At 70.4% G+C, this 23,247-nt stretch carries 21 protein-coding genes; 10 read left to right on the forward strand and 11 right to left on the reverse strand.

The window, feature by feature from the left end; all coding sequences use genetic code 11:
• Nucleotides 1-41: 41 nt before the first annotated feature.
• Nucleotides 42-584, reverse strand: coding sequence for an outer membrane beta-barrel protein (locus BM393_RS17850; protein ID WP_091729465.1), 543 nt, complete (start codon nucleotides 582-584; stop codon nucleotides 42-44).
• Between the two features lie 215 nt (nucleotides 585-799).
• Between BM393_RS17850 and BM393_RS17855 the strand changes: the two genes are divergently transcribed.
• The gene (locus BM393_RS17855; protein WP_091729469.1) at nucleotides 800-1,609 is read left to right on the forward strand and encodes an ABC transporter substrate-binding protein; all 810 of its coding nucleotides are present in this window, start codon (nucleotides 800-802) and stop codon (nucleotides 1,607-1,609) included.
• A 39-nt stretch (nucleotides 1,610-1,648) separates the two neighbouring features.
• On the opposite strand, the gene BM393_RS17860 is transcribed toward BM393_RS17855, so the two are convergent.
• Entirely contained in the window at nucleotides 1,649-2,602 is a 954-nt protein-coding gene (locus tag BM393_RS17860; protein WP_091729474.1) for an MBL fold metallo-hydrolase, read from the reverse strand.
• A gap of 390 nt (nucleotides 2,603-2,992) precedes the next feature.
• On the opposite strand from BM393_RS17860, the gene BM393_RS17865 reads away from it, so the two are divergent.
• From BM393_RS17865 to BM393_RS17885, 5 genes are all read left to right on the forward strand, one after another.
• Nucleotides 2,993-3,763, forward strand: a complete 771-nt coding sequence (locus tag BM393_RS17865) for an ABC transporter ATP-binding protein (protein WP_091729477.1) — start codon at nucleotides 2,993-2,995, stop codon at nucleotides 3,761-3,763.
• Nucleotides 3,763-4,473, forward strand: coding sequence for an ABC transporter ATP-binding protein (locus BM393_RS17870; protein WP_091729481.1), 711 nt, complete (start codon nucleotides 3,763-3,765; stop codon nucleotides 4,471-4,473). Before BM393_RS17865 ends, BM393_RS17870 begins: the two co-directional genes overlap by 1 nt.
• A 98-nt stretch (nucleotides 4,474-4,571) precedes the next feature.
• Nucleotides 4,572-5,780, forward strand: a complete 1,209-nt coding sequence (locus tag BM393_RS17875) for an ABC transporter substrate-binding protein (RefSeq protein ID WP_091729485.1) — start codon at nucleotides 4,572-4,574, stop codon at nucleotides 5,778-5,780.
• 89 nt (nucleotides 5,781-5,869) lie between these two features.
• Nucleotides 5,870-6,757, forward strand: a complete 888-nt coding sequence (locus BM393_RS17880) for a branched-chain amino acid ABC transporter permease (protein ID WP_091729489.1) — start codon at nucleotides 5,870-5,872, stop codon at nucleotides 6,755-6,757.
• The gene (locus BM393_RS17885) at nucleotides 6,754-7,731 is read left to right on the forward strand and encodes a branched-chain amino acid ABC transporter permease (RefSeq protein ID WP_091729494.1); all 978 of its coding nucleotides are present in this window, start codon (nucleotides 6,754-6,756) and stop codon (nucleotides 7,729-7,731) included. The genes BM393_RS17880 and BM393_RS17885 overlap by 4 nt, the downstream gene beginning before the upstream one ends.
• On the opposite strand, the gene BM393_RS17890 is transcribed toward BM393_RS17885, so the two are convergent.
• Together BM393_RS17890 and BM393_RS17895 are read right to left on the reverse strand one after the other, a co-directional pair.
• Nucleotides 7,715-8,320, reverse strand: coding sequence for a hypothetical protein (locus BM393_RS17890; protein ID WP_091729498.1), 606 nt, complete (start codon nucleotides 8,318-8,320; stop codon nucleotides 7,715-7,717). The two genes, BM393_RS17885 and BM393_RS17890, sit on opposite strands and share 17 nt — an antisense overlap.
• Nucleotides 8,321-8,326: 6 nt before the next feature.
• Entirely contained in the window at nucleotides 8,327-9,454 is a 1,128-nt protein-coding gene (locus tag BM393_RS17895; protein WP_091729502.1) for a helix-turn-helix transcriptional regulator, read from the reverse strand.
• A gap of 192 nt (nucleotides 9,455-9,646) precedes the next feature.
• Between BM393_RS17895 and ubiA the strand changes: the two genes are divergently transcribed.
• A complete protein-coding gene (gene ubiA / locus BM393_RS17900) occupies nucleotides 9,647-10,564 on the forward strand; it encodes a 4-hydroxybenzoate octaprenyltransferase (RefSeq protein WP_091729505.1) in 918 nt (305 codons plus the stop codon).
• 72 nt (nucleotides 10,565-10,636) lie between these two features.
• Here ubiA and BM393_RS17905 read toward each other — a convergent pair whose 3' ends face one another.
• The 5 genes from BM393_RS17905 to BM393_RS17925 form a co-directional block, all read right to left on the reverse strand.
• A complete protein-coding gene (locus BM393_RS17905) occupies nucleotides 10,637-11,251 on the reverse strand; it encodes a DUF4337 domain-containing protein (protein ID WP_091729509.1) in 615 nt (204 codons plus the stop codon).
• Nucleotides 11,252-11,336: 85 nt separating this feature from the next.
• On the reverse strand, nucleotides 11,337-12,542 hold the full coding sequence (locus BM393_RS17910; protein ID WP_404932657.1) for an HPP family protein: 1,206 nt from the start codon (nucleotides 12,540-12,542) through the stop codon (nucleotides 11,337-11,339).
• A gap of 39 nt (nucleotides 12,543-12,581) precedes the next feature.
• A complete protein-coding gene (locus BM393_RS17915; RefSeq protein WP_091729518.1) occupies nucleotides 12,582-13,142 on the reverse strand; it encodes a chorismate lyase in 561 nt (186 codons plus the stop codon).
• A gap of 66 nt (nucleotides 13,143-13,208) precedes the next feature.
• The gene (proC, locus tag BM393_RS17920) at nucleotides 13,209-14,024 is read right to left on the reverse strand and encodes a pyrroline-5-carboxylate reductase (protein ID WP_091729521.1); all 816 of its coding nucleotides are present in this window, start codon (nucleotides 14,022-14,024) and stop codon (nucleotides 13,209-13,211) included.
• A 41-nt stretch (nucleotides 14,025-14,065) separates the two neighbouring features.
• Complete coding sequence (locus BM393_RS17925) at nucleotides 14,066-15,505, reverse strand: PLP-dependent aminotransferase family protein (protein ID WP_091729525.1); 1,440 nt, start codon at nucleotides 15,503-15,505, stop codon at nucleotides 14,066-14,068.
• A 198-nt stretch (nucleotides 15,506-15,703) separates the two neighbouring features.
• Between BM393_RS17925 and BM393_RS25805 the strand changes: the two genes are divergently transcribed.
• Nucleotides 15,704-16,144 (forward strand): hypothetical protein, encoded by a 441-nt coding sequence (locus tag BM393_RS25805; protein WP_175538398.1) that lies wholly within the window; start codon nucleotides 15,704-15,706, stop codon nucleotides 16,142-16,144.
• 104 nt (nucleotides 16,145-16,248) lie between these two features.
• On the opposite strand, the gene BM393_RS17935 is transcribed toward BM393_RS25805, so the two are convergent.
• The gene (locus BM393_RS17935) at nucleotides 16,249-19,839 is read right to left on the reverse strand and encodes an L-glutamate gamma-semialdehyde dehydrogenase (RefSeq protein ID WP_091729531.1); all 3,591 of its coding nucleotides are present in this window, start codon (nucleotides 19,837-19,839) and stop codon (nucleotides 16,249-16,251) included.
• A 114-nt stretch (nucleotides 19,840-19,953) separates the two neighbouring features.
• On the opposite strand from BM393_RS17935, the gene BM393_RS17940 reads away from it, so the two are divergent.
• Entirely contained in the window at nucleotides 19,954-20,424 is a 471-nt protein-coding gene (locus BM393_RS17940) for an Lrp/AsnC ligand binding domain-containing protein (RefSeq protein ID WP_091729536.1), read from the forward strand.
• A 142-nt stretch (nucleotides 20,425-20,566) separates the two neighbouring features.
• Complete coding sequence (locus BM393_RS17945) at nucleotides 20,567-20,920, forward strand: hypothetical protein (protein ID WP_141225384.1); 354 nt, start codon at nucleotides 20,567-20,569, stop codon at nucleotides 20,918-20,920.
• Here the strand turns inward: BM393_RS17945 and BM393_RS17950 are convergent, their stop codons facing one another.
• The gene (locus BM393_RS17950) at nucleotides 20,921-23,212 is read right to left on the reverse strand and encodes an EAL domain-containing protein (RefSeq protein ID WP_175538399.1); all 2,292 of its coding nucleotides are present in this window, start codon (nucleotides 23,210-23,212) and stop codon (nucleotides 20,921-20,923) included.
• Nucleotides 23,213-23,247: the final 35 nt, after the last annotated feature.

Raw genomic sequence — 23,247 nt, forward strand, 5'->3', positions numbered from 1 at the left:
CGGCCGGGGGCCGGCGCTGCGGCGCCCCGGCGACCGGTGGCTCAATACGCCAGCTGCCAGCCCACCAGCCACAGGCCGGTGTTGATGCCGGAGAAGCGCTCGTAGCCCGCGGTCAGCGCGACGTGGCGGCCGAACTCCAGCGCGGCGCCGACGCCGGCGGTCACGGTGGTCTTGTCGCTCGGGTTCACGCCGTCGTCGCGGGACATCTTGGTGCGGCCGATGCCGACGCGACCGGTCAGGCTGAACATCCGCGCCAGCGGATAGCGGCCCACGGCCGCGATGCCGACATGCGAGTCCGGATATTCGAAGTCGCGGCGCGGGCCGAAGATCTTGAACTCCAGGCTGCGTGAATACAGCTCGACGCTGTAGTTGGCATTGAAGCGATAACCCAGCCCATAACCGATCGACAGCTGGCTGCCGTCGCGCTTGTAGGACTCATGGCTGCCATCGACACCGCCCACGGCGATCGAGGCATAAACGAGCGGCTCGCCCAATTCGGCGGCGGTGGCGGCCATGGTCGAGGTGGCGGAGGTGGCCCCGGTGGCCATCAGGGCGGCCATCGCGGCGACCCGAAGCGTCTTCATGTGGTGTTCTCCCTGGGAAACGTAGCGCGGCGCCGATCCTGGCGACTTCGCGGCGGCGCGCAGGATAGCCGTCGCCGCGCCGACGGGCGCGCGCCTGCACGCCGTTCCCCTCTTCGGAGGGAAAGGGCTTCCCCGGGCTTGATGCCGTGACCTTGTTGACGTTTCACCGGGCGCCCCGTTGGCGCCGTGTCATCACCGCTTCCTACACTGCGCCGATGCCGAACGTGATCGAGCCCCTGCAGGAGCGCCGTCTGAGCTGCCTCCTGCTGGCGGCGGGCCTGATCGCGGGCGCGATGCCGACGGCGATCGCCGCGCAGGTGCCGGCCAGCGCGGTCCAGGACGCGCCGCGCGAGCTGGTCGCCTTCACCGAGAACCTGCCGCCGCTGAACTACGCCGAGGCGGGCGAGGCGAGCGGCTTCAGCACCGAGCTGCTGCGTCTGATGAGCGCCGAGGCCGGCGTGCGGCTGCGCATCGAGGTGCTGCCCTGGCAGCGCTCGGTGCAGGAAGCGGCGCGGCGCGCCGACAGCGTGCTGTTCTCGCTGGTGCGCACGCCAGAGCGCGAACACCAATACCGCTGGGTCGGCCCGATCAGTCCGCGCCGGATCCTCGTGTACCGGCTGCGCCACCGCACGGACGTGCGTCCGGCCAGCCTCAAGCAGCTCAACGGTCTGCGGCTGGGGGTATCGCGGGACTCGGCCGCCGCCCGTCAGCTGCTCGCGGACGGCCTGCGGCCGGAACAGGAGCTGGAACTGGGCCTGGACGACGCCACCAACCTGCGCAAGCTGCTCGCCGGCCGCATGGACCTGATCGTGATGCTGGACTGGGCCGCGGCCTGGCACCTGCGGGAGCTGAAGCTGCCGTACTCGACGCTCACGCCGGTGCTGTCGATGGACGTGGACAAGGCCTACTGGTTCGGCCTGCCCGCCGACAGCGACCCGGCGATCGCGCGGCGGCTGCAGGTCGCGCTGGACCGCCTCAGGCGGGATGGGCGCTACGAGCGCCTGCGGCAGCAGTATTTCGATTGAGGGCGACGGCGGGCGGCCCGCCCACCGTCGCCCTGCCCCTCAAGGCTTGACGCTGTAGTTCACCGGCACCCAGCGATAGCCCTTGCCGTCGGCGGCCACGTGGCCGATGCCGGGGAAGGACACATGCGCGATCGCCACCCAGTAGCCCTGCTTCGCCGCATCGGCGTAGGCCAGCTTGCGCTGCGGCATCGCCGCCTTCGAATCGGTGTCGAAGGCGATCGTCACCGACGGGTCCGGGAACTGCACCGCGGCGACGTGCATCAGGTCGCCCCACACCGCCAGCTTCTGGCCCTGGCTCTCGACCATGTAGACCGTGTGGCCCGGCGTATGGCCGTAGGCCGCGTGCGTGCGCACGCCCGGCACCAGCTCGGTCTCGCCGCTGAACGGCTTGAGCCGGCCCGCGTCCTTGTAGGGCTTGAGCGCCGCGATCGCGGCGGCGAAGAAGTCCTTGTGCCCGGCCGGCGCCTTGGCGGCGTTGTCCAGGTTCAGCCAGTAGTCGGCGTCGTGCTGGTCCATCCGCACCACCGCGTTCGGGAACAGCGCCTGGCCGTCCTTGCTCAGCCCGGCCGCATGGTCGGGATGCAGGTGGGTGATGTAGACCTCGTCGACCTGCTCGGGCTGGTAGCCCGCCGCCTTCAGGTTGGCGAGCAGCTTGCCGGTGGTCGGACCGAAGGCGCCATTGGCGCCGGTGTCGATCAGCACCAGCTTGGTGCCGGTGTTGATCAGGTAGCCATTGATCGAGGTCTCCACCGGCGGCTTCAGGAACTGCTTGTTCAGCGCCTTCACGACGCTGCCGGGCTTGGCCTTGTCCATCAGCTGGTCCACCGGCAGGTCGACGGTGCCGTCGCTGAGGGCGGTGACTTCGAAATCGCCCAGCATCAGGCGGTAGTAGCCCGGCGCCTGGGTCTTCACCTGCGGGGCCGCCGCCTGCACGCCCGCCGCGGCCAGCGCGAGCGCGAGACCGAGGGCGGCGAACTTTCCGGAACGGGTCATGAGGAACCTCCTGTGCTTGTCATGTCGTGTCGCGAGGCGCGTCCGGCGCGCCTCGGGGATGTCCTGCGTTCGAGCAGGCGCGCAGCATAGCCACGCGGCCCGCGGCGCGCGCTTCCCGGTCGGAAGAAGCACCGCTCTCCCGCAGGAGATTCCGGTGACACGCGTTCGCTGTGCCGCTGTTGTGGCACGTCCTGGCCCCCGGTCGTCAGCCTCGTGAAAGACGCCTGTTGCGTGATCCGAACCTGCCGGGCACGACCTTGACGAAGGCCCCCGGGTTAGCCCTTGCGCAATGCTGCGTAAAGGGTTTTACGCTGTCGAGGGCGCCCGCCGGGGCCCTAAATTCCTGGCTCCACTACAGAGGCTCCGCACACCGGCGCCCACCTTGCGCCGATGAGCACCCTCATCCTGGAGACACGCAAACTGACCAAGGAGTTCAAGGGCTTCACCGCCGTGGACTCCGTCGACCTGCAAGTGCAGCGCGGTCACATCCATGCGTTGATCGGCCCCAATGGCGCCGGCAAGACCACCTGCTTCAACCTGCTCACGAAGTTCCTGACGCCGACCCGCGGCCAGATCCTCTTCAACGGCCACGACATCACCGGCGAGAAGCCCGCCCAGATCGCCCGCCGCGGCGTGATCCGCTCCTTCCAGATCTCGGCCGTGTTCCCGCACCTGACGGTGCTGGAGAACGTGCGCATTGGGCTGCAGCGCTTCACCGGCACGAGCTATCACTTCTGGAAGGGCCTGGGCGGCCTGCGCCAGCTGGACGGCCGCGCGCTGGAGCTGCTGGAGCTCGTCGACCTGCGCGACATGGCCGCGCTGCGCGCCGCCGACCTGCCCTACGGCCGCAAGCGGGCGCTGGAGATCGCCACGACGATGGCGATGGAGCCGGAGCTGATGCTGCTCGACGAGCCGACCCAGGGCATGGGCCACGAGGACGTGGACCGCGTCACCGCGCTGATCAAGCGCGTCGCCGAAGGACGGACCGTGCTGATGGTGGAACACAACATGAAGGTGATCAGCAGCATCGCCGACCGCATCACCGTGCTGGCGCGCGGCGCCGTGCTGGCCGAGGGCGACTACGCCACCGTTTCCCGCCACCCGAAGGTGCTCGAGGCCTACATGGGCTCCGAGGCCTCCGAGCTGCAGGGAGCCCATTGATGGCATACGCGCTCGAGATCAAGGGCCTGCAAGCCTGGTACGGCGAGAGCCACATCCTGCACGGCATCGACCTGGCCGTGCCGCAGGGCCAGGTGTTGACCCTGCTGGGCCGCAACGGCGCCGGCCGCACGACGACGCTGCGCGCCATCATGGGCCTGACCGACCGCCGCAGCGGCTCGATCAAGGTCCACGGCCAGGAAACCGTGCAGCTGCCCACGCACCGCATCGCGCGCCTGGGCCTGGGCTACTGCCCGGAGGAGCGCGGCATCTTCGCGTCGCTCAGCACCGAGGAGAACCTGCGCCTGCCGCCGACGCTCAAGGGCGGGCGCGGCAAGGTCATGTCCGAGGACGAGATCTACGCGATGTTCCCCAACCTCGCCGAGCGTCGGCACAGCCAGGGCACGCGGCTCTCGGGCGGTGAGCAGCAGATGCTGGCCGTGGCCCGCATCCTGCGCACCGGGGCCGACATCCTGCTGCTGGACGAGATCTCCGAGGGCCTGGCCCCGGTCATCGTCCAGGCGCTGGCCCGCATGATCACCGCGCTCAAGGCGCAGGGCTTCACCATCGTGATGGTGGAGCAGAACTTCCGCTTCGCCGCGCCGCTGGCGGACCACTTCGTCGTGATGGAGCACGGCCAGGTGGTCGAGTCCTTCGCCGCCGCGCAGCTCGAGAGCAAGCGCGCGCTGCTCGACGAGCTGCTGAGCGTGTGAATCCCCGAGCGGTCACCGCGTGACCGCCACCGTTGATTTCGAGCTTCGAGTCTGAAACCCGCGTGGCCCGACGAGGCCGTTAGAAAAGGAGACAAGCGATGAAGACGACCCTCAAGACCCTTGCCCTGGCCTCGGTGCTGGCCTGCGGCAGCTTCGGCGCGCAGGCGCAGATTTCCGGCGACGTGGTCAGGATCGGCATCATCACCGACATGTCCAGCGTCTACGCGGACATCGACGGCGCCGGCGGCGTGGAGGCGATCCGCCTCGCGATCGCGGATGCCAAGGGCATGGCCGCCGGCAAGAAGATCGAACTGGTTTTCGCCGACCACCAGAACAAGGCCGACGTGGCCGCGTCCAAGGCGCGCGAGTGGTTCGACACGCAGGGCCTGGACCTGCTGATCGGCGGCACCAACTCCGGCACCAGCCTGGCGATGGCCAAGGTGGCGGCGGAGAAGAAGAAGCCCTTCATCTCGATCGGCGCCGGCACCTCGCGCCTGACCAACGAGGAATGCACGCCCTACACCATCCACTACGCCTACGACACGGTGGCCCTGGCCAATGGCACGGGCGCGGCGGTGACCAAGGCCGGCGGCAAGAGCTGGTACTTCCTGACGGCGGACTACGCCTTCGGCACCTCGCTGCAGGCCGACACCTCGGCGGTGGTGACCAAGTCCGGCGGCCAGGTGCTGGGCGCGGTGAAGCACCCGCTGAACGCGAGCGACTTCTCCTCCTTCCTGCTGCAGGCGCAGAGCTCCAAGGCCCAGATCCTGGGCCTGGCCAACGCGGGTGGCGACACCATCAACGCGGTCAAGGCGGCCAACGAGTTCGGCATCACCAAGACGATGAAGCTGGCCGGCCTGTTGATGTTCATCAACGACGTGCATTCGCTGGGCCTGAAGACCACCGAGGGCATGTACCTGACCGACAGCTGGTACTGGAACCAGAGCCCCGAGGCACGCGCCTGGGCGCGCCGCTTCTTCGAGAAGATGAAGCGCATGCCCTCGTCGCTGCAGGCGGCGGACTACTCGGCGGTGGCGCACTACCTGAAGGCGGTGGAGGCCATCAAGACCGACGACGGCGACAAGGTGGTGGCCCAGATGAAGGCCACGCCGATCAACGACTTCTACACCAAGGGCACGATCCGCAAGGAAGACGGCCGCGGCGTGCACGACATGTTCCTGCTGCAGGTGAAGTCGGCCAAGGAGTCCACCGAGCCCTGGGACTACTTCAAGGTCGTGACCCGCATCCCGGGCGACGACGCCTTCACCAAGCTGGCCGACTCCAAGTGCCCGCTGGTCAAGAAGTGAGCTGAACCGGCGCTGGCGCGTCGCGCGGCCTGGCCGCGCACGCGCCGGTCCGCCGCGATGTCCAAGACGATGACGATGAGCGACCACGCATGACCGACTTCTTTGGTGTCCCCCTGCCCGCGCTGCTGGGCCAGCTGCTGCTGGGGCTGGTGAACGGCTCGTTCTACGCGATGCTGTCGCTGGGACTGGCCGTCATCTTCGGCATGCTGAACATCATCAACTTCGCTCACGGCGCGCTCTACATGATGGGCGCGTTCCTGGCGTGGATGGGGCTGGAGTACTTCGGCGTCAACTACTGGGCAATGCTGCTGATCGCGCCGCTGATCGTGGGCGTCTTCGGCCTGGTCATCGAGCGGCTGCTGCTGCAGTGGCTCTACAAGCTGGACCACCTCTACGGCCTGCTGCTGACCTTCGGGCTGACGCTGGTGATCGAGGGCGTCTTCCGCTCCTTCTTCGGCGTGGGCGGGCAGCCCTACTCGGCGCCCGAGGCGCTGCAGGGCGCCACCAACCTGGGCTTCATGATCCTGCCGAACTACCGGGCCTGGGTGGTGGTCGCCTCGCTGGTGGTGTGCCTGGGCGTGTGGGTGCTGATCGAGAAGACCTCGCTGGGCGCGACGCTGCGCGCCGGCACCGAGAACCCGAAGCTGGTGCAGGCCTTCGGCGTCAACGTGCCGCGGCTGGTGACGCTGACCTACGCCGGCGGCGTGGCGCTGGCGGGCTTCGCCGGCGTGCTCGCGGCGCCGATCCTGCAGGTGAATTCGCTGATGGGCTCCAACCTGATCATCGTCGTCTTCGCGGTGGTGGTGATCGGGGGCATGGGCTCCATCCTGGGCTCGATCCTGACCGGCCTGGGGCTGGGCGTGGTCGAGGGCCTGACCAAGGTCTTCTATCCGGAAGCCTCCAACACCGTGGTGTTCGTCATCATGGCCCTGGTGCTGCTGGTGCGTCCCGCCGGCCTGTTCGGCAAAGAGAAATGAACAAGAAACCGCTGGGCTACGCCGCCCTGTTCGTCGCCATCGCGCTGCTGCCCTTCCTGGGTGTGTATCCGATCTTCGCGATGAAGGTGATGTGCTATGCGCTCTTCGCATGCGCCTTCAACCTGCTGATCGGCTTCACCGGGCTGCTGAGCTTCGGCCATGCCGCCTTCCTGGGCGCGGCGGCCTACGCCGCCGGGCATGCGCTGAAGGTGTGGGGCTTCCCGCCGCTGCTGGGCATCGCCTTCGGCACGCTGATGGCGGCGCTGGCGGGGCTGGTGTTCGGGCTGCTGGCGATCCGGCGCTCGGGCATCTACTTCTCGATGATCACGCTGGCGCTGGCGCAGATGCTGTTCTTCTACTTCCTGCAGGCGCCGTTCACCGGCGGCGAGGACGGCCTGCAGTCGGTGCCGCGCGGCAGCGTCCTGGGCATCAACCTGGAGAACGACACCGCGCTGTACTACCTGGTGCTGGCGATCTTCGTGTTCGGGTTCTGGCTGATCTACCGGACGGTGCATTCGCCGTTCGGGCAGGTGCTGACCTCGATCCGCGAGAACGAGGCGCGGGCGACCTCGCTGGGTTACGACGCGGCGCGCTTCAAGCTGATGGCCTTCGTGCTGTCGGCGGGGCTGGCGGGGCTGGCGGGCGCGACCAAGACGCTGGTGCTGGGTTTCGCGACGCTGACCGACGCGATCTGGACGACCTCGGGCCTGGTGATCCTGATGACGCTGGTGGGCGGCATGGGGACGATGGTGGGGCCGATCGTGGGCGCGCTGGTGATCATCGCGCTGGAGAACAAGATCGGCGACCTGGGCCAGTGGCTGGCCGGCGTGACCGGGATCCAATGGTTCACCGGCCTGGGCGAATCGGTGAGTCTGGTGACCGGGCTGATCTTCATCCTATGCGTGCTGGCCTTCCGCCGCGGACTGGTGGGCGAGGCGGGGGCGCTGTGGGAGCGGGTCAGGAAGAACGCGTGAGCTCCGGGCCAAAGACCTTCAGGAAGGTCTTGTGCTTGGCCGCACGCCAGGAGGCCGGGAGATCGCCGTTGCGGTCGAGTGCCTCGTAGATTTCGCGGACGAGCGCGTTATCGATCAACTTGGCCGTGCGCAACTTGGCCAACAGTTCATGCCCATGAAGCACCTCGATGTCGAAGGTGCCGGCCAGATCGTGCATGGCCAGGTCATCCGTGACGATCGTCGCTCCATGCGTCTGTCCGAAGGCCAGGACGCGGCAGTCCACCCGGCTCGGTGGTGTCCGTCCCCTCGACGCGAAGCTCACAGCCTCTTCCACGACCCAGTCATGCAGGAACCTGGCCGCAATCTCGAGCTCCTGACGTTGCGCCGCCGTCAGCCGGACGCTCTGCGCGAGGCGTTCAGCGGCCGCGGTCTGATCGCTGGAGAACCAGGGAAAGAGATGGCGCAGACGTCCGCTGCGCAGCACTTCCTGCTCGACGTCAGGCAGCACCGTCAACACATACCGCTTCTGCCCGAACTCGACGCCGAGCAACGGCTTCACGCGACGCGCCAATCGCAGGTACGCGCAGGTATCGAGCAACAGCAGCGTCAACGGAGATCACCTCATCAGCGCCGCATGAAGTGAGGTCGCATCGGAGAGCGGCAGATCCAGGATCTGCTGCAGATATGCGGGGCCGGTGCCGTGGGCCCTGAACATGCGCTGCAACGAGGGGAAGAATTCGCTGCGGAACACGTTCTGGGCCGCCGCCAGATAGGCGGCCGGTTCAGGCGGCTCGCTCCCGAAGAGATCCTGCGCGACCGTCCTGCCACGAATCGCGCTTCGAACCGCGTGGATGTCGGCCCCCTCGTTCAACGCCAGCGGCTTCGCTTCATGCGCCATGGCGTAATCCTGCACCTGACGGTACACGGTGAAGAGCGAGATCTCGTGCTCCGCAGCGTGACGCTTCAACGCGGCGATGACATCGGCCTTGCGACGGCAGGCGCAGACCTCGCGCCATGCCCGTTCAGCAAGCGCTTGAGGGAACAGCAACGCTCCGGCAAAGGCATCGGCGAAATCCTCGCCATCATCGGTCCCGGCCAGCTGCGGCGTATAGACGTGCGCCAGCTCATGCGCCATCCAGAACTTGAAGTCCTCGATCCGGGCGTCAAGATTCAAGTAGATGAAGGTGACGCGCGTGGCGGGAAGCAGGATGTGCAGCGCGTTCTCGTGGCGACTCTTCTCGCCCCAGAGCACGGGCACGATGAAGGCGTCGTTCGCGGCGAATTCGCTGATGAGCACCGAATACGCGAGCTTCACGTCCTGCCCGATGCCCAGCTTGGTTCGCGTCTGGCTGACGGCCCTTTGCAGGTTCGCGTAAGCGACGCTCGGGTTGGGCAGTTCGGTGCGAAGCGCCTTCAGTTCCGGGAGCGAGGGCACCAACGCCCGCAGCAACTTTCCGCGGGTGACCGCATCGTCGACATGCTGTTGGGTCGTCTTGGTGGCAGCCCGCTTCCTGAACGCGATCACGGGACGGTCCGGATCCTCGGACTTGACCAGTTGCCCCAGCGACAGCTTCAGCGTGGTGGCGAGCTTCAGGAGCTTGTCCGGCCGCGGAAGGCCTTCTCCCTTGAGCCACAAGGTCACCGCTTGCGCGGACACATCCAACGCCTCGGCCAACTGCTTCTGCGTCCACCCCTTCTGGGCAAGGGCGGCCCTGATGTTCTCGCTGTGGACAACCTTGTGCATAGCCGGTGGATTGTCTGCGTTGCCTGCCGCTGGATCAAGTTTTTTCAAGTTGTGGACGCCCCACCGTCGTGGGTCGATGCTCGTTAAATCGAGCCTTATCGACTTAACGCTCGATTTAACGAGCATTGCACGGAGCGACCAGTCGTTTCCTCCCGCCCCCCAATCAGAGGCGCGAGCGCGACAATCCCCGCCATGACTCCCGCCGCCCCCTCCCCCGCCGCGCCGTCGCGTCTGTCGCTCTACCTGAACCTGATCCGCTGGGATCGGCCGGCCGGCACCTACCTGCTGCTGTGGCCGACGCTCTCCGCGCTGTGGATGGCCGCCGACGGCTGGCCGGGCTGGCACCTGCTGCTGGTCTTCACGATCGGCACCTTCCTGATGCGCAGCGCCGGCTGCGCCGTCAACGACGTCGCCGACCGCGACTTCGACAAGCACGTCAAGCGCACCGCCCAGCGGCCCGTCACCGCCGGGCTGGTGTCGGTGAAGGAAGCCCTGGTGCTCGGCGCGGTGCTGTCGCTGGTCGCCTTCGGCCTGGTGCTGACGACCAACCCGCCCACCATCCTGCTGTCCTTCGCCGCGCTCGCGGTGACCATCCTCTATCCGTTCACCAAGCGCTGGGTCTCGATGCCGCAGGCCGTGCTGGGCGTGGCGTTCTCCTTCGGCATCCCGATGGCCTTCTCCGCGGCGCTGGGCGGGCGCGAGTGGAGCCTGCAGGCGATCGCCGCCTCGGTGCCGCTGTCGGCCTGGGGACTGCTCGCCGCCAACCTGTTCTGGGTGCTGGCCTACGACACCGAATACGCCATGGTCGACCGCGACGACGACATCCGCATCGGCATCAAGACCTCCGCGCTGACGCTGGGCCGCTTCGACGTCATCGGGGTGATGACCTTCTACGTCGTCTTCCTCGCGCTGTGGGCGGCGCTGGGCCTGCGGCTGGGCATGGGCCACTGGTTCCTGGCTGGCCTGGCCGCCGCGGCGGCGCAGGTGGTCTGGCACTACACGCTGATCAAGGACCGCGGCCGCGACGGCTGCTTCAAGGCCTTCCGCGAGAACCACTGGGTCGGCTTCGCGATCTTCGCGGGCACGGTGCTGGACCTGGCGCTGCGCTGAGCGCCGCGGTCGCGATCCCATGGCAAACGGGCGCCTGGTGCGCCCGTTCCCACGTCCAGCCCGGCGCGCGGCTCAGGACAGCAGCTGGACGATCAGGTCCGGATGCAGCGGCCAGCCGCCCAGGCCCGCCAGGCCCATCAGCACGCCGAACACCGTCGGCACCATGGCCACCGCGAAGAGCGCCCACATCTGCGTGAGCGCCGTGATCGCCAGCAGCGCGATCGCGATGGCCAGCAGCGCATCGGACAGGTCGAACTGGTCGTCGCGGAAATTGAGCGCGTCGTAGCGCTGCTGGTCGGCCTCGGCCTGCTTGCGCAGTTCATCCTTCTTGGCCGACTGCTCGGCCGCCAGCGTCTCGTAATGCGCGATCGCCTGCCGGTAGCCGTCGGCGGCCGACTCCGGCGCGCCAAGCGCCTGCAGCCTCAGCTGCGTCAGCGCCGCCTTGGCGATCTCCTCGCGGGCGTTGCGGGCCTGGTAGAAGGCCCAGTGGTCGATCTTGTCGGCCTGCGCCTGCTGCATGTTCTGGTTGATGTTGTCGTCCTTGACCTTGCAGATGCCCATGAAGGTCGCCAGCAGCGCGACGGTCACCGCCACGACGGCATTGAGCCGCGATGGGCGCGCGGCGGCCTCGGGCCGGTCCACGGCCTGGCGGGCGTTCTCGATCAGTTCTTCGGGGTCGATGTCCATCGGCGCGGCATCCAGGAAAACGGAGCGGCCGCAGCATACCGAGCGAACCTGAGCGGGACCTGTACGGATCGCCGCGCCAGGCGGCCTACAGGCGATCCACCCGGGCCAGCGCCGCGACCAGGTCGGACTGCGTCAGGATCCCGACCAGCCGCGCCTCGTCGCCGACGATGGGGATGTGGTGGTGCCCAGTCGCCGCGAACAGCGGCACCAGGTCCGCCAGTGGGCGGTCCGCGCTGGCCACCCGCACCTGCCGGCTCATGATCTGGCCCACGACCTCCGCCTTGTCGCTGTGCGTCGAGGGCGTCGGGCGGATCAGCTGTCGCAGCCGGGTCGCCCAGTCCGCGTGCAGGTCGAGCGCGGCGCCGCGCAGGAAGTCCGCCAGTGTCACGATGCCGACCACGCGCCGCGCGCGGTCCACCACCGGCAGCGCCTTGATATGGTGTTCCCGCAGCAGCGACCAGGCCTCCTGCAGCGGCGTGCCCCACTCCACCGTCTTCACCTCGCGCGACATCACGTCGGCGCAGCGCAGCGTCGTCATCCGCCGCCGCGCGGCCAGCAGGCCGGCCTCGTCGACGATGGCCTGCAGGTCGTCACGGGGGATGTCCAGCACCTGGTTGTAATGGGCCAGCACGGTCTCGAGGTCGGCGCCGCTGAAGGCGGTCGCCTCGCCGGCCGGACCGCCCCCGGCCGGCGCCGCGGCAGGCGCGGCCACCTGCGGGTGGGGATAGCGCCGGCCGGTGACGCCGTTGTAGAGCATGCCCGCCGCCACCAGCAGCGCCGAGTTCGGCAGCACCGTGTCGAGCGCGACGTGCCAGTCGTGCGCGCCCGACAGCACCATCAGCAGCGCCGCCGCGCCGCCGGGCGGATGCAGGCAGCGCAGCAGGAACATCAGCCCGATGGCGCCGCCGACGGCGATCGCGGCGGCCAGTTCCGGCACGCCGCCGAACAGGTGCACGCAGGCGATGCCCACCAGCGCCGACGCGGTGTTCCCGACCACCACCGACCACGGCTGCGCGAGCGGGCTGGCGGGCACGCCGAAGACCAGCACCGCGCTCGCGCCGAGCGGCGCGACCAGCCGCGGCACGCCCGGCGCATGGCGCGAGAGCAGCTCCATCAGCACGGCCGTCACCAGCACGCCGGCGATCGCGCCGGCCACCACGCGCAGGCGCTCGCCGGCATCGACGCGCATCGGCGCCGGCCGCAGCGCCTGCAGCCAGCGCCGGAACGCGCCGACCAGGCGCTCCGCGAGCGTCATCGGCCCGGCATCGGCAGGGGAAGTCGGATCAGGCATCGGCGTCTCCGGTGGGCGTCACGCGCGGCTCGGCGGCGTTCAGCGCCGAGGCCGCGACTTGCGCCGCAGCGGCCCGGGGTCGCGCAGCGCGACGTCGGGCACGAACATCTCCATCACCCGCAGCTGCTGCCCGTGCCGGGTGAAGACGGAATTGCGCGACCACTGCATCCGCGCGGGCGCCTCGGTGCCGGTCGCGGCCAGCCATTGGCGCTGCATCTGCCGGTGGGTCGCGCCATGGCGGGTCACGCGGCGCGGCTGCAGCTCGCTGCGATGGATGCGGGGATCGTCGTAGAGCAGATGGCCCAGGGGCCGGCTGCCCAGTCCCTTGAGCGCCTTCCAGGGCCCCGCCAGCGAATGGCCGTGCACCGCCGAGCGCGCCCACACCAGCGGCTGGCCGTCGACATGCAGCAGCACCTCGCGCACGACGGTCAGGCCGCGACGCGGCAAACCGAGCGCGGCGCGCTCCTGCGGCCGCAGCGGCGCCACCGTCTGGCGCAGCACCAGCACCTCGTAGCGGCGGCCGGTCGCGGCCAGGCGCTTGCTCAGCGAGCCCGGCGCGCGCAGCCACGCGCGCAGGCCCCAGCGATCGGCGATCCCCATCGGTCGGAACGGAACTCTGGATCAGGACATCGGCGGACGTCGGCGCAGCGCGTGAAGCACGGGGCTTCAGCCGCGGCCGAACTCGTCGCCCAGCTCGCCCGCGCGCCGATGCGCGGCCTTCACCGCGCGCTCGATCGCATCGCCGACGCCGTCCGCCTGCAGGCTGGTGATCGCCGCATGCGTGGTGCCGCCCTTGGAGGTCACCTTCTCACGCAGCGCGGTCGGCGATTCCCCCGACTGCACAGCCAGCGCGGCGGCGCCGCCGCAGGTCGCCAGCGCGAGCTCGCGGGCCTTGGCCTCGTCCAGGCCCAGCGCCCGGGCGGCGGCGACCATGTGCTCGACGAGGAAGAAGAAGTAGGCCGGGCCCGAGCCCGACAGCGCGGTGACGGTGTCGAGGTCGCCCTCGGCATCGACCCACAGCGTGCGACCGGTCGCCTGCAGCAGTTGCTCGACCAGCGCGCGATCGTCCGCGGTCACGGCGGCGCTCGCATGCAGTCCGGTGATGCCCTGCCCGATCAGCGCCGGCGTGTTGGGCATGCCGCGGACGACGCGCGCGGCGCCCGTGGCGCGGGCGATCGCGTCGGCGCGCAGGCCGGCCATCACCGACAGCTGCAGCGCGCCGCCCACATGCGGCGCCACCGGCTCGGCGGCTTCCTGGAACAGCTGCGGCTTGACCGCCCAGACCACCGCGCGGGCACGCGACAGCGCGGCATCGGCGGTCGCCATCGGACGCAGGCCGAAGTCCACGGCCAGGCGCTCGCGCTGGGCCTCGAAAGGCTCGACCACCAGCAGGTCCTCGGCCGGATGCCCGGCGCGGCGCAGGCCGCCAATGATGGCGCTGGCCATGTTGCCGCCACCGATGAATGCGATGCAGGAACTCATGGGCCGGCAGTGTAGCCGCGGGCCCTCGGGCGGGAGGACGGTCAGCGCCCGCGCAGCATCGACGCGCAGAGCTGCCCCAGCGTCGCGATGGCGCGCCGCTGCGCCTCGTCCATCGGATTGCCGGCGTTGATGCGGATGAAGTTGTCGAAGCGGTCCGAGTTCGAATACATCAGGCCCGGGCCCAGCCGCACGCCCTTCTCCAGCGCCGCGTCGAAGAGCGCCAGCGACGACAGGCCCTCGGGCAATTCCACCCACAGGCTGGGGCCGCCCGGCGGCATGGACAGGCGCGTGCCGGTCGGCAGCTCGTCGGACAGCGCCGCGGCCATCTGCTCACGCTGCGTGGCGAGCTTCGCGCGCAGGGCCCGCAGGTGGCGGTCGATCTGGCCGCCGGCCAGGAACTCCGCGAGGATCGCCTGCCCCAGCATCTCGTTCGGCCGGCTCTGCGCGTACTTGAGGATCTCCACCCGCGGCTGCCAGCGCCCGGCGGCGATCCAGCCCACGCGCATGCCCGGCGCCAGGGTCTTGTGCAGCGAGGAGCAGAAGATCACCCGCCCGGTCGTGTCCCAGGACTTGATCGCGCGCTGCGGCGTGTCGCACAGCAGCGCGTAGGTGTCGTCCTCGATCAGCGCCAGGTCACGGGCCTCGCAGCGCGCCAGCAGGGCCTGCTTGGCCGTGTCCGGCATCACCGCGCCGAGCGGGTTCTGCAGGTTGGGCACCACCACCACCGCCTTCAGCCGCGGCTCCTGCGCGGCGGCGGCCTCGAGGGCCTCGACCGACAGCCCCGTGTGCGGGCTGGTCGGAATCTCGAGCGCGCGCAGGCCCAGGCTTTCGAGCAGCTGCAGCAGGCCGTAGTAGGTGGGCGATTCGACGGCGACCGCATCGCCAGGCGTCGTCACCGCGCGCAGCGCGACGCTCAGCGCCTCGGTACAGCCATGGGTGATGACCAGCTGCGAGGGGTCGAGCTGGATCTGCGCGTTGAGCGCCAGTCGCGACAGCGCCTGGCGCAGCCCGAGCAGGCCCTGCGGATCGGGCTGCGTGCCGAGGATCTCCGGGCGGCGGCGCAGCAGGCGCTGGCCGTGCAGCGCCAGCGCGCGGGTCGGATACAGCGAGGGATGCGCGCAGGCGCCGGACAGATTGACTTCGGGCTTGGCCGCGATGCCGCGGGTGAGGATGTCCGAGATGCGCTCATGCACGCCGACGAAACGCGCCGGGTCCGCCTGCGTCTGGCGCGGTTCGGCGGCGCGGGCCAGGCGCGTCGGCCGCGGCGGGCGGACGAAGTAGCCGGCGCGCTGCCGGGCCTGCAGCAGGCCCTGGCTCTCCAGCAGCCGATAGGCCTGCAGCGCGGTGCTGAGGCTCACCCGGTGCAGCCCCATCAGCGTGCGCACCGACGGCATCCGGCTGCCCGGCGGCATCGTGCCGGCGGTGATGGCCTGGCGGTAATGCGCGGCGACCTGGGCGTAGAGGGGGTCGGTGGCGTCCATGGCGGCGATTCTGCGCCCGGCAATCCGCGCGACACCGGAACAGCGGGCGGGCAGTGGATACGGAACAGCAGGCGCGCGAGCGCTGTTGCGCAGAACAAATCGGTCCGCTGTACCTGTCGTGACGCGGCGGTGATCGGAACACTGGTCCCCATCATCTTCATGGCGCCCCAGACCCGCGACAGGTCAGGCGATGACCTCATGTTCCTCACCCATGTCCTGAGATGGCTGCCCGCGACCTGGTCTGGGCAGCACGCGTTGACCCGTCTGGCGAAGGCGAAGGCGAACGTGATGGCGCCAAGCCAAGCGCTAGGCCAAGGCCACGCCCACGCGCGCTCGGAATCGCAGTCGGGAGCGACGCCAGCATCCGCATCGGCGCCGGGCCCGGCGCTCCACGCCGACGCTCACGCGCTGGCGGCCGGTCAGTCGACGCTGCTGCGGCTGGCCCGCGGCACGGTGCTGCACCTGCGCGGCGGCGAGGTCAGCGTCGAAGACGCGCCCGCGCTGTGGGCCGACCACTGCTGGCCGCAACCGATGCGCCTGCGCGCGGGCGAGACCTGGATCGTGCCGCGCACGGGCTGGTGGCGGATCGACGGCCGGCCCTCCCGGGACGGCGTCGGCCGGTTCAGCCTTCGGCGCTGAGCGCCGGGTGCCGAGCACCGAGCACCGAGCACCGAGCACCGAGCACCGAGCACCGAGCGCCGGGCGCTAGGCACGCGGCGCTGGGGGCGCTGAAGCGCAGAGGCTCAGTGCACGCCTGCCAGCAGCGCGGCGTTGCCGCCGGCGGCCGCGGTGTTGATCGTCAGCGTCTGCTCGGCGACCAGGCGGTAGAGCTGGCGTGCATCCGCCAGTTCCATCATCGGCACGACCGGCAGGATCGCGCCGTCGCGGCCGGCGAGCTCGCGCTGCGCCGCCAGCTGCAGGCCCGCGGGCGCGATCACGCCGGCCAGCTTCGCCGCGCGCAGCACCGCGCCGAGCTGGTCGGCCGGCAGCAACTGCATCGCCGCCGCCGCCACGCCCCCGCGCATCAGCGCGGTGCGCAGGTCCTGCGCCGTGTCGCCGCCGCCCACCACCGCCACCGCGTTGCCCGCCACCAGCGCCGCGCCCAGCGCGCGCGCCAGTTCCTCGGTCGACGCCCCCTGCGCCAGCACCGCGATCACGCCGCGGCCGTGCAGGCGCAGCTCGTTGCTCTCGCCAGTCGGGCCGGGCAGCTTCACATCCACCAGCGCACGACGCGCGGCCGCGCCCAGCGTGCGCCAGGCTCCGGCCACCACTGGCGGCTGGCCGGCGCTGGCGCGTTCCAGCGCGGTAGCGCGCTCGTCCAGCGCGCGCTCGGCCCAGGCCTCGTGCGCCGCGAACAGCGGCCCGAGGTCCGCGCCGGCGACCGTCGTCACCAACGCCGGGGCCGCGGCTTCGGTCGCCTCGACCTTGGGCTGCGCCGCGAAACGCAGCAGGTAGTGCGGGCCGCCCGCCTTCGGGCCGGTGCCCGACATGCCCTCGCCGCCGAAGGGCTGCACGCCGACCACCGCGCCGATGATGTTGCGGTTCACATAGACGTTGCCGATGCGCGCCTGCGACGCCAGGCGCAGCGCGCGGCTGTCGATGCGGGTCTGGATGCCCAGCGTCAGGCCGTAGCCCAGCGCGTTGATCTCACGCACGACGCCGTCCACATCGCCGCTCCAGCGCACGACATGCAGCACCGGGCCGAAGATCTCCTGCTTCAGCGAGGCGATCGTCGGCAGCTCGACCGCCACCGGCGGCAGCAGGCGCGGGCAGGCATCAGCCGGCACGGCCTCGGCGATCAGCGTCGCCTCGCGCTTGAGGCGCTGGACTTCCCGGGAGACGCCCTGGAAGGCCTCGTCGTCGATCAGCGGGCCGACATCGGTCGCCAGGTCGGCGCTGTCGCCGACGCGCAGTTCCTTGACCGCGCCGCGCAGCATCTCGATGACGCCATCAGCCACCGCCTCATGCACCGCCAGCAGGCGCAGCGCCGAGCAGCGCTGGCCGGCGCTGCGGAAGGCCGATTGCACGACGGCGTCGATGACCTGCTCGGGCAGCGCGGTGGAGTCCACGATCATCGCGTTCAACCCGCCGGTCTCGGCGATCAGCGGCAGCGCCGCGGCGCCGGGCTTGGCCGCCAGCTGGCGGTTGATGATCTGCGCCACCTGCGTCGAGCCGGTGAAGCACACGCCCGCCGTCTGCGGCGCGGCCACCAGGCGCGCGCCGACGGTCTCGCCACGGCCATGCACCAGTTGCACCGCGTCCTCGGGGACGCCGGCGGCATGCAGCAGCTTCACGCATTCGGCCGCGACCGCGGGCGTCTGCTCGGCCGGCTTGGCGGCGACGGCATTGCCGGCGGCCAGTGCGGCCACCACCTGGCCGGCGAAGATCGCCAGCGGGAAGTTCCACGGCGAGATGCAGACGAACACGCCGCGGCCGTTCAGCGCGACGCCATCGGCGGCCAGGCGCTCGGCCTCGTCGGCGTAGTAGCGCAGGAAGTCGATGGCCTCGCGGACTTCGCTGATCGCGTCGCCGAAGCTCTTGTAGGCCTCCTTCACCAGCAGCGCGCAGTACTGCGGCAGCTGCGCCTGCAGCGCGTCGGCGGCGCGGCGCAGCACCGCGGCGCGCTCGGCCACCGGCGTCGCGTTCCAGCCGGCGAAGCCGCCCTGCAGGCGCGCCATCACCGCGTCCACTTCATCGGGCGAGGCTTCCGTCAGCGTCGGCACGCTGCAGGCGGCCAGCGCGTCCAGCAGCGGCTGGCGCTGCGCCGGCACCGCCAGGTCCAGGCCCGCGGAGTTGTCGCGGCCGCGGCCCGCCGCGTCGCGGTACAGCGCCACCGGCAGCGGCAGCGCCACGGCCTCCTGGATCTGCGTCATCGGCGAGGCCAGCAGCTCCTCCGGCGCTACCGTCGGATCGGCCAGCTGGTGGACGAAGGAGGAGTTGGCGCCGTTCTCCAGCAGGCGGCGCACGAGGTAGGCCAGCAGGTCGCGGTGCTCGCCGACCGGCGCGTAGACGCGGCAGGGGATGCTGCCGTCCTTCAGCACCTCGCGGTAGATGCCCTCGCCCATGCCGTGCAGGCGCTGCATCTCGAACTTGGCGCCCAGCGCGCGGGCCATCTGCAGGATGGCGGCGATGGTGCCGGCGTTGTGGCTCGCGAACTGCGGGTAGATGACGTCGTGGTGCTGCAGCAGCGCCTGGGCGCAGGCCAGGTAGGACACGTCCGTGTGCGGCTTGTGCGTGTAGACCGGGTAGCAGGGCAGGCCCTGCTCCTGGGCGCGCTTGATCTCGCCGTCCCAGTAGGCGCCCTTCACCAGTCTCACCATGAAGCGCAGCCCATGCCGGCGGGCGATCGCGGCGACCGCCTCCACCACGTCACGCGCGCGCGTCTGGTAGGCCTGGACCGCCAGGCCGAAGCCGCGCCACTGCGGGAAGTGGGTGGCGATGCGCGCCGCCAGCGCGTCGAGCAGCTCCAGCGACAGCTCCAGCCGGTCGACCTCCTCGGCGTCGATCGTCAGGTTGATGTTGGCTTGCGCCGCCTTCTCGACCAGCTGCCACACGCGCGGCAGCAGCTCGGCGTAGACGCGCTCGCGCTGCAGCACCTCGTAGCGCGAGAACAGCGCCGACAGCTTGATCGAGATGCCGTCGCTGCCCTCCGGCGACTCGGCCTTGCGACCGGCGGCGATCGCGGCGATCGCATTCAGGTAGGAGGCCTGGTAGCGCTCGGCATCGCGCTCGGTGCGGGCGCCCTCGCCCAGCATGTCGTAGGAGAAGCGCAGCTGGGCCTGCGCCTTGCGCGCGGCGTCGGCCTCCTTCATCGCCTCCTGGATGTTGCGGCCAAGCACGAACTGACGGCCCAGCAGCTGGATCGCCCGCACCGTCGCGGCCACCACCGTCTGCGCGCCCAGGCGCTTCATCAGGCCGCCGTCGGACTCGGCATCCGGCAGGAACTTCTTGGACAGCGAGATCGCGCTCGCCGCCAGGCCGGCCAGCATCTTGTGCGGGCCGTCCGAGCCGCCTTCGAAGTCGGCGCGGCCGAGCTGGTCGGCGGTCAGCGCGATGGCGGTCTCCGCATCGGGCACGCGCAGCAGCGCCTCGGCCAGGCGCATCAGGGCCAGGCCCTCGGCGCTGGTGATGGGGTACTCGCGCAGCAGCGACTCCATCGCCCAGAACGGCGCCGGGTTGGCGCGCACCTGCTGCACCCAGGGGCGCGCCTGGTCGACCACCGCCGGCCAGTGCAGCGTCTGCAGCGGCGCGGCCAGCGCGCGCACCAGCGGCAGCTCCTCGCGGTAGGGGTCGGGCAGGCGGGAGGTCTCGGGCGGCAGGGCGAAAGCGGTCATGGGATCCTCGAATGTTCGTGCGAGGGGCGCTCCCCTAGCGAATATCGGGAGTGTAAAAAGGAGGGCTCCGAATTAATCTCCAATGTTTAGGCCATCCACCGCACGGAATCCAGCATGAGCGACCTCCAGGACCTGGACAAGATCGACCGGCGCATCCTCGCGCTGCTGCAGCAGGACGGGCGCATCAGCAACCTGAAGCTGGCGGAGGAGGTGCAGATGTCCGCGACGGCGGTGCTGGAGCGGGTGCGGCGGCTGACGCGCGAGGGCTTCATCCTCGGCTACGAGGCGCGCCTGAATCCGGCCAAGCTGGGCGCGCAGATGCTGGTGTTCATCGAGATCCTGCTGGACCGCACCGTCCACGACGTCATGGACAACTTCCGCGCGGCGGTGCAGGCGCGGCCGGAGATCCTGGAATGCCACCTGGTGGCGGGCGGCTTCGATTACCTGCTCAAGACGCGGGTGTCGGACATGGCGGCCTACCGCGAGTTCATCGGCGCCGTCATCTGGACGCTGCCCGGTGTGCGCGAGACGCGGACCTACGCGGTGATGGAAGAGGTGAAGCACACGACAGCGCTACCGCTGTGACTTGCACACACCGCCGGCGCCGGCAAGTGATTTCAAGGGGGAGATGTCCTCCCCCGCCAGCCCCTCCATCTGCGGGCTGACGGCCGCGGGCCGACAGGATCACCATGGAGTGCCCCTTCCCCGTGATCCCGGAGTTCCAGCGATGAAGTACCGGTCCTCCCTCCCACAGCTCCCGCCCGCGGCGTCCAGGCCGATGGCGACCGGCGGCGGGTCCGACAGCCTGTATCCCAGCCATTACGGCGAGAGCCGTTTCAGCCATGGCGAGAGCCAGTACGCGGACAGCGGCAGCAGCTTCGGCGACTCCGAGTTCGGCTTCGAACCCCCGCCCAAGCGCACCGTCGCCGGTCCGGTCGAGAGCTGGCATGACTCGAGCTATGTCCTCAGGCGCGGCCTGGAGGTGCGCGAGATCAGCGCCCGCGAATGGCGGCTGTGGGTCAGCGAGCCGGCCCCGCCGACCGCGCCCCGGCGCCGCGTGAACGGCGACGGCGACGCCTGATCAGGCCAGCTGCAGCCGCTTGGCCGGCGCGCGGCGCAGCGGCTCGGGCGGCGGCGTGAGCACGAAGTCCTCGGCCGGCATCGGGCGGCCGTAGTACCAGCCCTGGGCCCAGTCGCAGCCTTCGCGGCGCAGCCACTCGGCCTGCTCGAGCGTCTCCACGCCCTCGGCCAGCACGTCCAGGTTGAGGCTGCGCGCCAGCACGATCACCGTGCGCGCGATCGCGGCGACGTTGGCGTCGCTGCTGAGCTCGTGGACGAAGCTGCGGTCGATCTTCAGCGTGCTGACCGGCATCCGCTTCAGGTAGGCCAGCGAGGAATAACCGGTGCCGAAATCGTCGATGGCCACGCGCACGCCGCGCTTGGAGATGCGGGTCAGCAGGCTGATGGCCTGCTCGGCATCCTCCAGCAGCAGGCTCTCGGTGACCTCCAGCTCCAGCGCGCTGGGCGGGCAGCCGGTCTCGCCGAGGATGAAGTCCAGCGTCTCGATGAAATCGGGCTGGCGCAGCTGGCGGGCGGACACGTTGACCGCGACCTGCTGCGGCTTGCCCTCCTGGCCCTGCCAGCGCGCCACCTGCGCGCAGGCCTGCTCCAGCACCCAGCGCCCGATCGGGATGATCAGGCCGGTCTCCTCGGCCAGCGGGATGAAGTCCGCCGGCGAGATCGGCCCGCGCGTCGGATGCCGCCAGCGCAGCAGCGCCTCGGCGCCGATCAGCTGGCCGTCGCACAGGCGCACCTGCGGCTGGTATTCGAGGCGGAACTGCGCGGCCTCGTTGGCCTGGCGCAGCGCGTGGGTCAGCTCGAAGCGCTGCTGCACCGCCTGGGTCAGCTCCGGCCGGTAGGCCTGGACCGAGCCGCGCGCATGCAGCTTGGCGCGCACCATGGCGACCTCGGCATTGCGCAGCAGCTCGTCGACCTGCGTGCCGTCGGCCGGAAACAGCGCCAGGCCGATGCTGGCGCCGACATTGAAGCGGTGGTTGTCGATCACGACCGGCTCGTCCATCGCCTGGATCAGGCGGTCGCCCAGGCGCATCGCGGTTTCCTCGTCGACCAGGCCGGACAGCACCACGACGAATTCATCCGCGCCCACCCGCGCCACCGAGTCGCTCAGCCGCGTGACATTGGCGAAGCGCGCCGCTGCCGTCAGCAGCACCTGATCGCCGGCGGCATGGCCGGCGATGTCGTTGACGTCGCGGAAGCCGTCCAGGTCGATGTAGAGCACCGCCACGCAGGTGTGCTCGCGCTGCGCGTTGCCGATCTGGCGCGAGATGCGGTCGCGCAGCAGCGCCGCGTTGGGCAGGCCGGTCAGGCTGTCGTGCAGCGACTGGTGCAGCAGTTCGGCCTCGGTCTGCTTGATGCGGGAGATGTCGGTCAGCACGCTCAGGTACTGCACCTGGTCGGGATCGCCCGACGGCGCCGGCACCTTCACGAAGGTGGCCCACATCGGGATCGATTCGCCGTTCTTGTGGCGCTCGGTGACCTCGCCGCTCCACTTGCCGCGGGACTCGATGTCGGCCCACAGCGCGCGCAGCTTCTCGGGGTCCTGCTCGGCCTCGCGCAGCAGCAGCGGGCGCTTGCCCAGCAGCGTCTGGCGGTCGTGGCCGACCATCGCGACCAGCGCCGGATTGACGTCGACGATGCGCAGGTTGTGATCGATGACCATGATCCCTTCGCCGCAGTGCTCGTAGACGGTGGCGGCGCGGCGGGCGGCATCGGTGGCCTGCTGCAGCTGGGTGATGTCGCGCGCGATGGCGACCTGGCCGAGGTACAGGTCGTCGTCGACGACCGGCGCGCTGAGCACGTCCAGGCAGCGGGCGCCGCCGTCGGCGCCATCGCGCCAGGTGAGCGTGCGGCCGTCGGCCTGCGTGTCGACCCAGCCCGGCGGGTTGGGCAGGTCGGCGTCGCGGCGGCCGATGATCTCCTGCTCGCTCAGGCCGACGGCGCGCTCGAAGGCCGGATTGCAGCCCTCATAGGCGCCGTTCGCGTCCTTGAAATACATCGGGTCGGGGATCGCGTTCAGCAGCGCGCTGAGGCGGGCGCGCTCGCGGCGCACGCGCTTGAGTTCCTCGCGGCGGCGTTGCAGCCGGCCGCGCTGCTGCACGAACAGGCTGACCATCACGCCCAGCGTCAGGCCGCCGATCACGCAGCCGGCGCCCAGCCAGAACACGGTCGAGCCGGAATCGATCCACGCCGGCAGGCGCGAGGCCATCCCGGTCGCCGCCGCCTGGACCGACGCAGGCGCGGACGCGCCGGCCCATGCCGTCGTGCTCAGGCACGCAGGCAGCAGCGCGGACACGGCAAGGCATCCCCAACGACGGGTCAGGCGAAGAC

This window comes from Mitsuaria sp. PDC51, from assembly GCF_900113225.1.
Taxonomy (GTDB): Bacteria; Pseudomonadota; Gammaproteobacteria; order Burkholderiales; family Burkholderiaceae_C; genus Roseateles.